General features: G+C 40.2%; 11 protein-coding genes. 3 read left to right on the top strand and 8 right to left on the bottom strand.

Going from position 1 to position 13,446, the window contains the following annotated elements:
* From EAX61_RS16605 to uvrA, 6 genes are all read right to left on the bottom strand, one after another.
* Nucleotides 1-244 (bottom strand): transposase (locus EAX61_RS16605; protein ID WP_147448317.1); only part of this gene is annotated, 244 nt, incomplete at its 3' end.
* Between the two features lie 119 nt (nt 245-363).
* Nucleotides 364-1,704 carry a M28 family peptidase gene (locus tag EAX61_RS02015; RefSeq protein ID WP_121915974.1) on the bottom strand — a complete coding sequence of 447 codons (1,341 nt, stop codon included), beginning with the start codon at nt 1,702-1,704 and terminating at the stop codon, nt 364-366.
* A gap of 122 nt (nt 1,705-1,826) precedes the next feature.
* Nucleotides 1,827-2,618: a sugar-binding protein gene (locus tag EAX61_RS02010; protein WP_121915973.1), complete on the bottom strand. Its 792-nt coding sequence runs from the start codon at nt 2,616-2,618 to the stop codon at nt 1,827-1,829.
* A gap of 2 nt (nt 2,619-2,620) precedes the next feature.
* Entirely contained in the window at nt 2,621-3,802 is a 1,182-nt protein-coding gene (locus tag EAX61_RS02005) for a nuclear transport factor 2 family protein (protein WP_121915972.1), read from the bottom strand.
* 85 nt (nt 3,803-3,887) lie between these two features.
* The gene (locus EAX61_RS02000) at nt 3,888-4,694 is read right to left on the bottom strand and encodes a hypothetical protein (protein ID WP_121915971.1); all 807 of its coding nucleotides are present in this window, start codon (nt 4,692-4,694) and stop codon (nt 3,888-3,890) included.
* A 10-nt stretch (nt 4,695-4,704) separates the two neighbouring features.
* On the bottom strand, nt 4,705-7,500 hold the full coding sequence (gene uvrA, locus EAX61_RS01995) for an excinuclease ABC subunit UvrA (protein ID WP_121915970.1): 2,796 nt from the start codon (nt 7,498-7,500) through the stop codon (nt 4,705-4,707).
* Between the two features lie 324 nt (nt 7,501-7,824).
* On the opposite strand from uvrA, the gene EAX61_RS01990 reads away from it, so the two are divergent.
* Together EAX61_RS01990 and EAX61_RS16515 are read left to right on the top strand one after the other, a co-directional pair.
* Complete coding sequence (locus tag EAX61_RS01990) at nt 7,825-8,409, top strand: RNA polymerase sigma factor (RefSeq protein WP_121915969.1); 585 nt, start codon at nt 7,825-7,827, stop codon at nt 8,407-8,409.
* Nucleotides 8,410-8,468: 59 nt separating this feature from the next.
* A complete protein-coding gene (locus EAX61_RS16515; RefSeq protein WP_201739396.1) occupies nt 8,469-8,618 on the top strand; it encodes a hypothetical protein in 150 nt (49 codons plus the stop codon).
* A 259-nt stretch (nt 8,619-8,877) separates the two neighbouring features.
* Here the strand turns inward: EAX61_RS16515 and EAX61_RS01985 are convergent, their stop codons facing one another.
* Entirely contained in the window at nt 8,878-10,116 is a 1,239-nt protein-coding gene (locus EAX61_RS01985) for an ABC transporter permease (RefSeq protein ID WP_121915968.1), read from the bottom strand.
* A 5-nt stretch (nt 10,117-10,121) separates the two neighbouring features.
* On the bottom strand, nt 10,122-11,531 hold the full coding sequence (locus tag EAX61_RS01980; RefSeq protein WP_121915967.1) for an alpha/beta hydrolase family protein: 1,410 nt from the start codon (nt 11,529-11,531) through the stop codon (nt 10,122-10,124).
* Between the two features lie 156 nt (nt 11,532-11,687).
* On the opposite strand from EAX61_RS01980, the gene hisS reads away from it, so the two are divergent.
* Nucleotides 11,688-13,367, top strand: a complete 1,680-nt coding sequence (gene hisS, locus EAX61_RS01975; RefSeq protein ID WP_121915966.1) for a histidine--tRNA ligase — start codon at nt 11,688-11,690, stop codon at nt 13,365-13,367.
* The last annotated feature ends 79 nt before the right edge of the window (nt 13,368-13,446 follow it).

Genomic DNA, 13,446 nt, shown 5'->3' with positions numbered 1-13,446 from the left:
TCTTACGGGAAGAGTAGAGATTACGCAGATAGGCATAGACCAAAATCTTCAAAAGGTCACGTGGATGGTAGCTGGAAGTACCGCCACCTTTGTAGGTTCTCTCGATGGAGCTGATATCGATTTGATCGATAATAATGTTCACTATACGTACCGGATGGTTCTCCGGAACAAAATCATCATAACTTGGTGGGAGAAGACTCAATTGGGACTGGTTGTTGGTCTTCCAGACAGGACTGGCTTTCATACCATGAAGATACGAAATACTGAAAAGTATTCAAAAAAAAAGAGACTGCCTTTTAAGACAGCCTCTTTTGTTTTTTAATGTAAGTACGCTTTCGCGAAAGCGTACAAATAACCACTTCCTTACCGAATGATAGCATTAGGAAAAACTACGGGGCTCTCGTGACCATCTTTACCCACCGAAGCAACGCCAAAGAAGAAGTTATCTATCACAATACCTTCCAGCGTAAATTCTGTTACACTTCCTACATATCTCGAGTGATCCCAGGTGGGACTAGTGGTGTCTCTCCAATAAATTTTATATCCAGTGGCGCCATCTACCGCAGACCATTTGAACCTTGCACTAGGTTCCACAATCCCACCGATTCCGACAGAATTTGGGGCTGGAGGTGCCCAAGCCATAGCGGCAAGATTAATAGCATTAACAGCGGTAAGTTTTGCGGCGTAGTCAAAATTTACGTGTTCAAACGTATCGCCATATTTAATGCCATTTTCTGTTCGGATATCTTGATGTTGCTGCGTGTAGTTTTCGTGAGCCTCCATAATACGGATACCAGCAAATCCTAGATCATTAAATGGGCGATGATGACCACCGCGCCCAAAACGGTCCAAACGATAAATCATCATAGGGTTCATTTCTGGCATGTAGGTCTTTACATTTTTATGAACAAATCGTGCAAGCTGTCTTGAGATACCGTCTACTTCACCACCGTAAAAACGGCGAGAGTTGCGCTCTCGGTCAGTCTCCGTAGGAGGGACAGGTTCAGAAAATATGCGGAAAGTTCTATTGTCTATCACACCATCTACACCTGTAATATTCCCTATCATATCATTATTGTAAATCCCTATAATATCCCAGTCCTGCTCCTTTGCATATGCCGCAAGTCCAGCCCCACCAAAGAGTCCCTGTTCTTCACCGGAAAGTCCAACATACATAATACTATTTTCAAAAGTGTACTTAGAAAGTACACGAGCAGCTTCCAGAGTACCCGCCATACCACTAGCATTATCATTTGCTCCTGGCGAGTCGTCTGTAAAATTGTTAGGGTCTGAGATGCGACTGTCTATGTCACCACTCATTATTATATAGCGATTAGGGTATTTCGTGCCACGTTGTATGGCCACAACATTAACCACATTTACATCGCGAGGAATGCGTCTATTTCCCTCAGCTTTAACAAGGTTACTTTGGTAGGATACCTCAAGGCAATCGTTGCAACTATCTGAAGTCTTCTCAAATTCACTCTTTATCCAGCGTCGCGCTGCGCCTATACCACGCGTGGTTGAAACGGTGTCGCTCAAGGTGTGTCGCGTCCCAAAATCGGCAAGTGTTTTTACATCGCTTTTAATTCTTTCGGCAGAAACGGCGTCTATGATGTCATATATGCGCTGATCTGTTTGGGCGAAGCCTACTGTAGATAGTGTAATCGCTAGAAGTAGTGATAAGAATATTGGTTTTTTCATAAGGGTTTATTTATTGCTTTTGCGAAAACTTGTCCCGAACTTGTTTCGGGAGCGTAAAAAAATACCTCCCTAAATTAAGACTTAGAGAGGCGTTTCTGGTTTTTGTAACAAAATTTTAAGAATTACTCTACAAGTTCTATAGTGCCAAAAATCCCAGCATCTATCCAACCACGGTTTTTATCTTCACCGGGAACGGGAACGGAGCCTATGAAATTTTCGCGCTCCTTGCTGGCATCGTTATCACAATATGCTAGAGCAAATCCCATTTTCTTACCAGAAGTAAGTACCACTTGATCGTTTACACCTCCATCTTTATAAGTGTCATCATATATAGTCATCGCACATTCCCAAATGGTAGTGTTTCCTGTGGTTTTACGCTTAGACCTCACGTGATTGTTATACAGGGTTGGTACTTCACCAGGAGCTATATCGACCACATTACCATCTAAGGCGACGTGATATGCAAAGGCATTGTGGGTAAACTGATGCCCACCGCCAGAATTATCTTCATCTATAAAAATCTCTAGGCAATCATCATCCCACCATAATGTTAATGGATCTTTATGCTGGTCGTATAAAATGTCATCTTGAATTTCGGCAAGGATGTAGAGGGCTTCTGGGGTCCACGTCATTTTATAACGACCCTTAAAATCGGCCTCATCATAATCAGAACCTAACCACCGCTGGTCTAGGTCATACCATTGTTCTTTTTCCCAAGCAGGATCATTTCCCACGCCATCTACAGAAGGAGCTATAGTTGCTTTTTTTATCGTGCGCAGTTGGTGATCGTTTTTTGGGGCAAAGACTTCTGTCTTTGTTTCTGCAACGGCTGAGGTTTCAGCTTCTTGTTTATTTTCTTGCTTACAGCTCAAGATACTTATAGCAAGTAGACTTGCGACTAAGGTGTGTTTCATAATTAGTTATTTATAAAGGTCATTTTAGAAATGAGTCCGCCTCTTATTTCAAAAATAGTGAGTTGTTTTTTAGATACTCCATTTTTTGTGACCCATTCTTCGTCTATCACTTTATTGCCGTTTATAAGTCTATTTTTTACTTCCACGCTTATTTTTTCGCCTCGAGCGAAAAGCGCTTTATAACGTTGCTTTAAAGCGTCACGACCTTCATAAATGAGCTCGTCAGGGTAATTTTTAACGACAACGTCGCTGGTAAACGTGTTTGCAAACGTTTCTAAATCTCCTTCATTAAAGGACTTCAGTTGTTTCTCCACAATGCGCTCTGGTGAAATATCACTCACAATCGCCAGCATTGTAGACGTAGCGTTTGTAGCAACTCGTGTTATGTTCCAAAGATTGTTATCCGTAAAGCGATGTATGAGTTTCCAGTCTTTGTCCGTTTTAGGATTATAACCGTACAAAGCGTTTCCCTTACCTAAAACAATCGTACCGTTTATGAGATAACAGAAATCTTCGTAGCCTTTGGGCAAATCTATAATCTCTTGCGTTGCTCCAGAAATGGGTTGTAGTGATTTAATTTTCCAGATTTCATTCTCTTTACTCACATAACTTACAAGGTCTGTGTTCGGAATTTTATGAATGGAACGGCCTGTATTTTTTTGCTGAAGCGTATTTGCTTTATCGTTAAGATTTGAAACAAAAAGGTCAAGACGATTCTCACTGATTACTGACGAAACTACAGTATAGTCGTCATACCAGGTATGATAGGCGACCACTAGAGTGTCTATAAGCATCTCGCTCTTACCGCTTTTATAATCATAGCGATACAATCGTTGCAGTCCATTTGTGTCTAGCCTTACTGATGAAACTGCCTTTTGATTTAGTATTTTAAGAGGGGAATACTCGCTTCCTACGTCGGTGTCAGAAATCCATTGTGCCTCGTTATCCCTTACATTATAGGAAGCAATATCGGTTTGTCCGTTTTGAGTTTTGGCAAACAAGACTTGATTGTCATTATAAAACGATGGCTGATTATCATAACCTTCATTATTAGAAATATTGCGCTGATTTTCGAGCGTGATTGTTCCGTCTATTACTTTAAGGTCAAATAAGTACACTTCGGTATCGGACTGAGCAATGGATGGTAGGCTTGTGAGACAGGCCAAAAGTAGAAATCGAAACATAGGAATTAAGTTTGCTTAAAGATAGGAGTAATTACGCTCCCGAAATAAATTCGGGATAAATTTTCGCGAAAGCGGAACCCCAATCCTACAACTTCCTACGCTTTAAAGAATCATAATCTTCATCTAGGTCTTGCTCGGTATATTCTGGAGTTTCATAAGAAACGTCATTGTCATATCGGGAGTTTTCTGAAGGTTGCGCTACAGTTTTTGATGAAGTATACGTCGTACCATCTACGGCATTCCAGCAGGGGACTGCGAGAAAATCTGCTATAACTTCGGCATCAGCTAGTATGGTCTCGTATTTTCCGTGGTCTACAATATTGTGTCTGTTACCATCGGGAAATACGGCGTTTATCTCGTAACTGCGGTAGCTTCCATTTTTTGAAGAAACGCGCTCACTTAGAATTTGCAAGGCTTTAATTTCTGAAAGTTTGATCCAGCCTTTTTTTGGCGAGACTTGAATCCCATAAATAGCTTTCTTTCTAGACGTGTAAAAGTAACCAGCAGATTTATCCAAAAATTTACGCTTGCGTGAGCTCCTTATAATAAAAAGACCTACGATTAAGAAAATAGCTGGAACGATTAAAAAAATGTACATAAAGCCATCTTCGGGACCTTGATTGTTTGTAAGAAAGAAAACAGGAACAACAAAAAGCAATGGGAAAATCGTAAACACAAGTCCAAAAATAAAAAGCGCAGTAGAGCCTTTATAATAAAGTAAAGAGGAAGATTCCTTTACAAGTGATCTGGTCTTAAAGTTTGATCCACCTGGAGCTTTAGGCGTCCACTCTGTCTTCTGAGCAAGTGGATGGTCAAATACCGCAGGGTCTATCGTCTTAACACCTGCTAAGACGGCTTCCTTAATTTGATTTAGAAAATTCTTAATTCCCACGGGAATAAAGCTACACTTTTTCCTTTAAATATTGACCGGTGAGAGATTTCTTAGTTTTGGCGACTTCCTCTGGAGTTCCCTGCGCCATCAGCGTTCCTCCACGTTTACCACCTTCTGGACCTAAATCTATGACGTGATCTGCGCACTTTACAAGGTCCATATTATGCTCTACAACGATAACGCTATGACCTTTGGCAATAAGCGCTTCAAAGGAAGCAAGTAATTTCTTTATATCGTGAAAATGCAGTCCCGTCGTCGGTTCGTCAAAAATAAACAACGCCTTGTCCTTAGTTGTTCCTTTGACCAAAAATGAAGCAAGTTTGATACGTTGCGCCTCGCCACCAGATAGAGTAGAGGAGCTTTGACCCAAAGTCACATAGCCCAAACCTACATCTTGTAATGGTTTGAGTTTACGCGTAATTTTAGTCTCTCCGTGTTCTTTAAAAAAGGCAACTGCATCGTCAATAGTAAGGTTTAAAATATCATCGATGTTTTTATCGTGAAAGGTGACCTCCAGCACCTCTTTCTTAAAGCGCCTTCCCTTACAGGTTTCACACTCCAGATGCACATCTGCCATAAATTGCATCTCGATGGTTACTTCGCCCTCACCTTTGCAGGTCTCACAACGGCCACCATCTACATTAAATGAAAAATGCTTGGATTTATAGTTACGTATTTTACTGAGTTTCTGGTTTTCGTACAGTTTCCTAATATCATCATACGCTTTGATATAAGTGACTGGATTAGAGCGCGAAGAGCGACCTATGGGATTCTGGTCAATAAACTCGACACTTTTAATATTGTCAAATTTTCCCTTGAGCTCCGTAAACTGTCCTGCTTTTGTACCGTAACCACCTGTTGCTTTTAGTAGAGCAGGGTAGAGCAGTTTTTTGACCAATGTACTTTTTCCACTTCCAGAAACACCGGTGACGGCGACAAATACGCCTAGAGGAAATGTAACATCAAGATTTTTTAGGTTGTTTTCTCTAGCACCTACAATCTCTACTTTATAATCTGTCTTTCTGCGTTTTTTAGGAACTTCAATTTCTAATGAACCGTTAAGGTATCCTGCCGTGAGCGAATCGCTCTTTAAAATATGCTTATAATCTCCCGAAGCTACTACGTGACCGCCAAAGGTTCCAGCCTCCGGTCCTATATCAATAATCTCATCTGCCGATTTCATAATATCCTCATCGTGCTCTACCACTATGACGGTGTTTCCTAAATCGCGTAGGGATTTTAAGACCTCGATAAGTTTTTCGGTGTCCTTGGGATGCAGGCCGATACTGGGTTCATCCAGAATATACATAGACCCCACAAGGCTACTACCTAGCGAAGTCGCAAGATTGATACGTTGTGATTCTCCTCCAGAAAGGGTATTTGATTTACGGTTGAGGGTAAGATAGTTTAGACCCACTTTTGATAGAAATTCCAGTCGACTATTGATTTCTTGTAATAGTCTTTTGGCAATCGTAGTATCGTGTTCGGAGAGTTTAAGGTCTTTAAAAAAAGTAGCTACTTCATCCAAAGGAAGCGTGACAAGATCTACAATGTTTTTTCCACCTACTTGTACGTATGTTGCCTCTGGGCGCAGGCGTTTTCCTTTACAAGTCTGACATTTTGTTTTCCCACGATAACGGGAAAGCATCACGCGATTTTGAATTTTATAGGCTTTGGATTCTAAATATTTGAAGAATTTATTCAGTCCGTCAAATTCTTTATTTCCATCCCAAACCAGCTGTTTTTGCTCTTCTGTAAGTTCAAACCACGGTTTATGAATCGGGAAGTCAAATTTATAAGCACGGTTTACCAGCTGGTCGCGATAGTGACTCATACTATCCCCGCGCCACGGAAATATACAATTTTCATAAACCGACAGCCCCGTGTTAGGAATCACGAGGTCTTCGTCTATTCCTATGACATCACCATATCCTTCACAAGTGGGGCAAGCGCCATACGGGTTATTAAAGGAAAATAAATGCACGTTTGGCTCCAGAAAAGTCATTCCGTCTAGCTCAAATTTGTTTGAAAACTGTCGCTGGCTTCCATCGCTCATTTTTTCGATGAAGATTTCGCCCTTTCCTTCAAAAAATGCAGTTTGTGTGGCATCTGCAAGTCGGTTAAGGAAGTCTTCATCGTCTGGATTTGTGACGATGCGGTCTACTACTAGGAGGACATCTTTTGCTTTGGCTTTTTTGGCTTTGGCATCCAGTTCGTCTAGTCTGAGTACTTCATCTTTTATTTTGACTCTGGCATATCCCTGTTGGAGTAACGCTTTGAGTTTGTCTTCTAATTTTCGACCTTTTTCTAAGTGGATGGGAGCTAGTAGCAGGAGTTTTTCCGCTTTCGCGAAAGTGTTAATATACTCCACCACATCCGTAACCGTATCTTTCTTTACCTCGTTACCCGAAACTGGTGAGATGGTTCTCCCGATGCGGGCGTAAAGCAGTTTGAGGTAATCATAAATTTCTGTAGTCGTCCCAACGGTACTACGTGGGTTTGTGCTATTCACCTTTTGCTCGATGGCGATGGCGGGAGCAATACCTTTTATATAATCTACCTTAGGTTTGTCCAGCCGACCGAGAAACTGGCGGGCGTAGGAGGAAAGACTCTCTACATAACGGCGCTGTCCCTCTGCATATAATGTATCAAACGCAAGGCTGGATTTCCCAGAACCAGAAAGACCTGTAATCACCACCAACTTATTACGCGGGATAATTACATCTATATTCTTAAGATTATGGAGTTTGGCACCCTTTATGATAATATTGTGTCGAGGATCGACGGTAGAAAGGTCTTTTTGCATTGCATTTTTTTAATCGCGGGGCGATAGCCAAGGGTGAAAATACCGGGCTTACCTCGAAATGAAATATTATTTTCGGTGAATACCTCGTATTTTGCGCCGAGATAGTTTATTAAATTGTAAAGATAAGACTTCCCTCGCTCACGATAAACAAAGGGGTTTCAGAAATTTAGAAAGAAATTTCACAAGTGATTTGCATTTTTAACACCATTTAGTTTATATTTACCATTCATTAACACAATAAATAGCAACTGCCTATAGCGTAATACTACTTTTAGAAATTTTGATTGAGTGACTCAAACACTCTAAACCTACAAAAGTTGTATTATGAAAAACGTGTTAACAAGCGATGCTACGCTCGTAAGTAATTACATTCAAGGAGACGAAAATTCACTAGCTATTCTTATCAAGAGGCACAAACAGCGTATATATAGTTTTATATATTCAAAAGTTTATGATCGTGATGTGGCCGAAGATGTTTTTCAAGATACATTTATAAAAGTCATCAAGACACTCAAAAAGGGTAAGTATAATGAGGAAGGTAAATTTCTTCCTTGGGTGATGCGTATTGCTCATAACCTTGTGATAGACCATTTCCGTCGTAACAACCGTATGCCTAAGTTTGATAATGCGGGAGAATTTTCAATATTCTCCGTACTGACAGATGGTGCTTTAAATGCAGAAAAGCAAATGGTAAAAGATCAGGTACATAATGATGTACGTCGCCTTATTGAAGAGTTACCAGATGATCAAAGAGAGGTGTTGCATATGCGTATGTATCAAGAGATGAGTTTTAAGGAAATCTCTGAGCGTACGGGTGTGAGTATTAATACGGCACTAGGTAGAATGCGCTATGCACTTATCAATTTGAGAAAAGTGATAGAGAAGCACAATATTATTTTGACTAATTAATACAATACGGGGTACATTTTTGCGTTTCTGATATAAACCAAAATCAAATTCGCAGTTATATGGCAAAAATTTACTCAACGCCCACGCCGGGCAAAAAGGCAAATGATATGAACCCAAAATTAGAAACAATAGCGTTTCTTCTTAATTATTCCAAGGCTTTAAGTGTTATACCATATAAATCGATGAAGTTTGAAGCGCTTCTCAACTAAACTTTGTTAAAAGCCCGGTCGTTAGATCGGGCTTTTACTATTTAGAGAATACCCGCGAAGGCGGGTATCTTTATTTTGATAATCTTAGTTTTCTGGAAGTATTCTGGTATTTATCGCACAACTTGTACTCTTCGGCTACTCTTAGGGCACAAAATCACCGTTTGCCCCCGATTAATAGCGGAAAGTCACCTTAGATTGTGATTTCTTATTAAATATGGAAAAGGGATAAATAGATTTTTCGACTACCGACTACCGCCTACTACTCATATCTCAATGACTCCACTGGATCTAGTCTAGCAGCCTTAATCGCAGGGATAATCCCTGATAATAGAGCTACTATAAATGTAATTACAGTCGCAATGATAATCGCTCCCCAAGGAATCATAAATTCAATTTGAAAAGCAAATTTCGAGATAGCCAGCCCTATAAGACACCCCAAAACAATACCGAGAATTCCTCCCATTTGCCCAACGAGAATTGCTTCATACAAAAATTGAAAGGCAATAGTAGATTTCTTTGCCCCTAGGGCTTTACGTACTCCAATCTCACGGGTACGCTCTGTTACAGAAACGAGCATAATGTTGAGCAGTGCAATACAAGATCCAAAAATAGTCAATCCGCTTATGAACCAGGCTGCCAAATTAATCTTCGCAGTATCTTCTTTTATCTGATTAATAAGGTCGTCACTGCGCTGCATCCCGAAGTCATTTTCCTCGACAGGAGACAAGTTTCTAATATTTCTAAAAACTGCAATAGCTTCATCTTGCGCACTATCCATTAGGTTTGCATCTGCAACTTTTACACTCATATCATAATTTATGAACGGTTGGGTGTATATGGAGCGAGCAACTTGAATAGGTATGATGACTCGTAAATCTACTCGGTTACCAAATGTTGAACCCTTCTCCTCTAAAATCCCGATGACCTTAAATTTTGTGCCTCGTACACTTATGGTTTTATCTATGGGATTTGTGCTTTTAAAAAGGTTTTTTCTAAAGTCACTTCCCAGAATACAAACGCGTGTGTTATTCTGTATATCAAAGGTGGTGAAATTCCTCCCACTTTCTAATTTCAGACCAGAGTTGTCTAGAAAATTTTCATTTGCTCCCAGAACCGAGACTTCAGGGTCAGTTTTATCACTTTCAAATTTTACTTCGGCTGTTCGTGTACCCGTGAAAGCTATGGAGGTTGTTGCGACGGGATAATTATAATCTTCTGAGAATTGTTTTACTTGTTGGTATGTAATTACAGGATTTATTTTCTGTTTTTCATCCCTGTTACGAGAGGTAAATTCATACCTGTTTACCGTAAATGTATTACTCCCCATATCTGAGAAACTTCCAGTAAGACTTGTTTCTAAGGCATTTATGAGACTCAGAATCCCCACCAGAGCAGTAATCCCTATTCCTATAATAAAAACAGTAATGAGCGTACGCAGGAGCTGACTCTTAATACTGTCCCAAGCGATATAAAAATTTTCTCTAAAAAGTGTAAACATTGGTTCTAGTTGGTTTTTTCTTTAATCCAGTTTCCTATAATCTCTAAAGCCACAGGTGAAAACGTCTCCTCAATTGCCCCATACTCTGTAGGACTTCCCGTTTCAGCAGTCTGGAAAAGGTGGTTTAAATTAGGAATTTCTACCGTCGTAACATCATCGTTGCCCCCTTTTTTTACGTGTTCTTCAATAAGGGATAAATTCTTTTGTGAAGGCACTTGTAGGTCTAAACTTCCGTTTATGGCAAGAACGGGACACTGTACTTTTTCAAGAGTAGGACTAGGGTCAGTTTTTAAAAAGTATTGAAACCACGGCGTAGTGAGTTGGTTAAGCTGTTGCTCAATCAACTGATCAACAGACATACCTTGAGGAACAAGCTCAGGATTTTGGGTTAGAGCGTTCTTAAGATAAATAGTAGCCTTCTCAATGATTACTTCGTCATCGCCTGTATTGTCGTTGATAATTTTGTAAATATTTTCAGCTCCAATTCTATTCTTCTTTAGAGTTTCTTCTGACATTCCCTGTGCTTTGCCTATAAGGTATCTTTGATCTGCCAGAAGTTCGGCACCAGGTTGTCCTACGCCTGCTAGTAGTGCGATGAATGCCACATCCTTATTTTTGGCTGCAACCATAGGGGCAATGAGACCACCTTCACTATGACCTGCAAAACCTATTTTATTGGGATTTATTTGCTTTCGCGAAAGCAAAAACTCAAACGCCGCCTGCGCATCTGTTGCAAGATCTTCACTCGTGGCACTGGCAAAATCTCCCGTACTCTGAGCCGTTCCTCGGTCGTCATACCGCAATACGGCAAATCCCTGTCGTGTCAAATAATCTGATAAAACTAAAAATGGTTTATGACCCAGCAATTCCTCATCGCGATTTTGAGGTCCTGAGCCAGAAATGAGAATAACCGCAGGATAGGCCTTGCTCGCCATTATCGATTTAGGTATCGTGAGCGTTCCTGCAAGTGTAATACCGGCCTCGGTATTTTCAAAAGTTACTTCTTCCTCTTTATACGGATAAGGTTTTATGGGCTCTTGAGGACGATTTACAGGTTCTGAAATAATCGCTTCTCGAGTAAGTTCTAGAGGCAGTTGCATACCTCCTTGTTGAAAGGTTCCTACGACATTTCCATTTTCTTGATAAACACCTTCATAGGTCATTCCTATAGCCTTAACTTCTACATTTAAGGTGTCATTTATAAAGGTTGTTGCGCTCGCTTCGATTCCCATTGCACCTTGCTTTGGGCTATCTAACGTGGTTTTGTAAGTTCCATTTTGCTCAGAAATATGCAAAACAAGAGGTAATTCCTGACCCATTACTTTGAGCATTGCATTCCAGTCTCCCGTGATTTCTTGACTGTAAGCACTAAGCCCGAGGAGAAAAGCGGTAATAGCAAGTAAATGTTGTTTCATCACGATTGGTTTTTTCTTGTATGTCTCATAAGACTCCTAAGTGGTCAAAAAGTTACGTTACTTCTCTAATTATTCTCCTAAACCCTCAAATTTTAGGATATTTGCGGGAAATTCATCCGAACTTAGAAACTGAAAAAGTAAACTTCTACATTATTTATGGCTCAGAAACCTTCCATCCCAAAAGGAACCCGCGATTTTTCACCAGAAGAGGTGGCAAAACGTACGTATATTATGAACACCATTCGCACGCAATTTCAGCGTTTTGGTTTTCAGCCTATTGAGACGCCCAGTTTTGAAAACAGCGATACTCTAATGGGGAAGTATGGGGAAGAAGGAGATCGATTGATTTTTAAAATTTTGAATAGTGGGGAATTTTTGAAGAAATTCAATGAAAATTTGATTAAGTCAATAAAAACTTCGTTGTCTAATTTAAGAGTGACTTTGGATAATACTTCAGAAGGAAATTTCTCATTTGAAGATTTTGCCTCAAATTTCAAAAAAGAATTTCCAAATATATTGAGAGCGCATAAAGAGATAAAATTCGATGAGAATTTAATTGACCTAGATGAGCTGACTAATGATATATGGTTGAGAATAAGAGGTATCATCATACATAATGATAATCTTTATGATATGCTCCTTGCTAAAGATAATACTAGTCTTTCTTTATTGTCTAATATTATATATGGAGATTTTTATTTTCAAATGGGTAGTAAATATGTTGGTAACTATATCTCCGAAAAAGCTTTACGCTACGACCTAACTGTGCCTTTTGCACGTTATGTCGTACAGCACCAAAACGACATTGTTTTTCCTTTTAAGAGATTTCAAATCCAGCCCGTTTGGAGGGCAGACCGACCACAAAAAGGACGTTTTAGAGAGTTCTATCAGTGCGATGCAGATGTGGTGGGGAGTGATTCGCTGTGGCAAGAAGTGGAATTTGTACAGTTGTACGATGCCGTTTTTACCGCTTTAAAATTAGATGGTGTCACCATAAAAATGAACAACCGAAAAATCCTCTCCGGCATCGCCGAAGTTATAGGAGCCAGCGATAAACTCATAGATTTTACCGTGGCGCTGGATAAGCTGGATAAAATAGGAGAAGAAGGCGTGACTAAGGAAATGCTGGAAAAAGGAATTACTCAAGAAGCCATTAATAAAGTAGCACCACTCTTTACATTATCAGGAAGTTTTGGAGAGCAATTAGGAACGCTCAAGGAATTACTTTCTAGTTCAGAAACGGGGAAAGAAGGCATCGATGAGATGTTATTTATCAATGATGCGATAGAAAATCTTGGATTGAAAACGGCTCAATTGCAACTAGACGTAACCCTCGCTCGCGGACTCAACTACTACACAGGAGCCATTTTTGAAGTGAGCGCTCCAGATGGTGTACAGATGGGAAGTATAGGTGGTGGTGGTCGTTATGCAGATTTGACTGGAATATTTGGCCTTAAAGACGTGAGTGGAGTAGGAATCTCTTTTGGGTTAGACCGAATTTATCTGGTGCTCGAAGATCTCGGATTGTTTCCAGAAGAAGCGACTGAGGGTGTTAAAGTATTCTTTGTAAACTTTGGAGACAGCGAAGCCGGCTACGCAATGAAAGCCATCGCACAACTGCGAGCTCAAGGAATCTCATCTGAACTCTATCCAGATGCTGTGACTTCTAATAAGCAGATGAAAAAGCAAATGACCTACGCAAATCGAAGAAACATCCCATTTTTGGTACTTGCGGGAACAGAAGAAATGAATGCTGGAACGTTTACTTTAAAGGATATGGAAGCTGGGACACAGGAGACGCTAAGTCTCAAGGAATTGGTTGAGAAAGTTGGGTAACTTTATGTCGGAGGTTTCGATACATCCCAACTTGACGTCGGGACACTCAACCACCTTTAATTGTGCTATTATTCAATTT

It is taken from the genome of Dokdonia sinensis (genome assembly GCF_003688895.1).
In the GTDB taxonomy this organism is placed as follows: domain Bacteria; phylum Bacteroidota; class Bacteroidia; order Flavobacteriales; family Flavobacteriaceae; genus Dokdonia; species Dokdonia sinensis.
The sequence above is the reverse complement of the archived record's forward strand: the minus strand, read 5'-3'. Positions and strand labels throughout refer to the sequence as shown.

Bases quoted from the DNA above. Each gene is read 5' to 3' on its own strand.
- EAX61_RS02015 (WP_121915974.1), bottom strand. From the start codon at position 1,704: ATGAAAAAACCAATATTCTTATCACTACTTCTAGCGATTACACTATCT.
- EAX61_RS02010 (WP_121915973.1), bottom strand. From the start codon at position 2,618: ATGAAACACACCTTAGTCGCAAGTCTACTTGCTATAAGTATCTTGAGC.
- EAX61_RS02005 (WP_121915972.1), bottom strand. From the start codon at position 3,802: ATGTTTCGATTTCTACTTTTGGCCTGTCTCACAAGCCTACCATCCATT.
- uvrA (WP_121915970.1), bottom strand. From the start codon at position 7,500: ATGCAAAAAGACCTTTCTACCGTCGATCCTCGACACAATATTATCATA.
- EAX61_RS01990 (WP_121915969.1), top strand. From the start codon at position 7,825: ATGAAAAACGTGTTAACAAGCGATGCTACGCTCGTAAGTAATTACATT.
- EAX61_RS16515 (WP_201739396.1), top strand. From the start codon at position 8,469: ATGGCAAAAATTTACTCAACGCCCACGCCGGGCAAAAAGGCAAATGAT.
- EAX61_RS01985 (WP_121915968.1), bottom strand. From the start codon at position 10,116: ATGTTTACACTTTTTAGAGAAAATTTTTATATCGCTTGGGACAGTATT.
- EAX61_RS01980 (WP_121915967.1), bottom strand. From the start codon at position 11,531: ATGAAACAACATTTACTTGCTATTACCGCTTTTCTCCTCGGGCTTAGT.
- hisS (WP_121915966.1), top strand. From the start codon at position 11,688: ATGGCTCAGAAACCTTCCATCCCAAAAGGAACCCGCGATTTTTCACCA.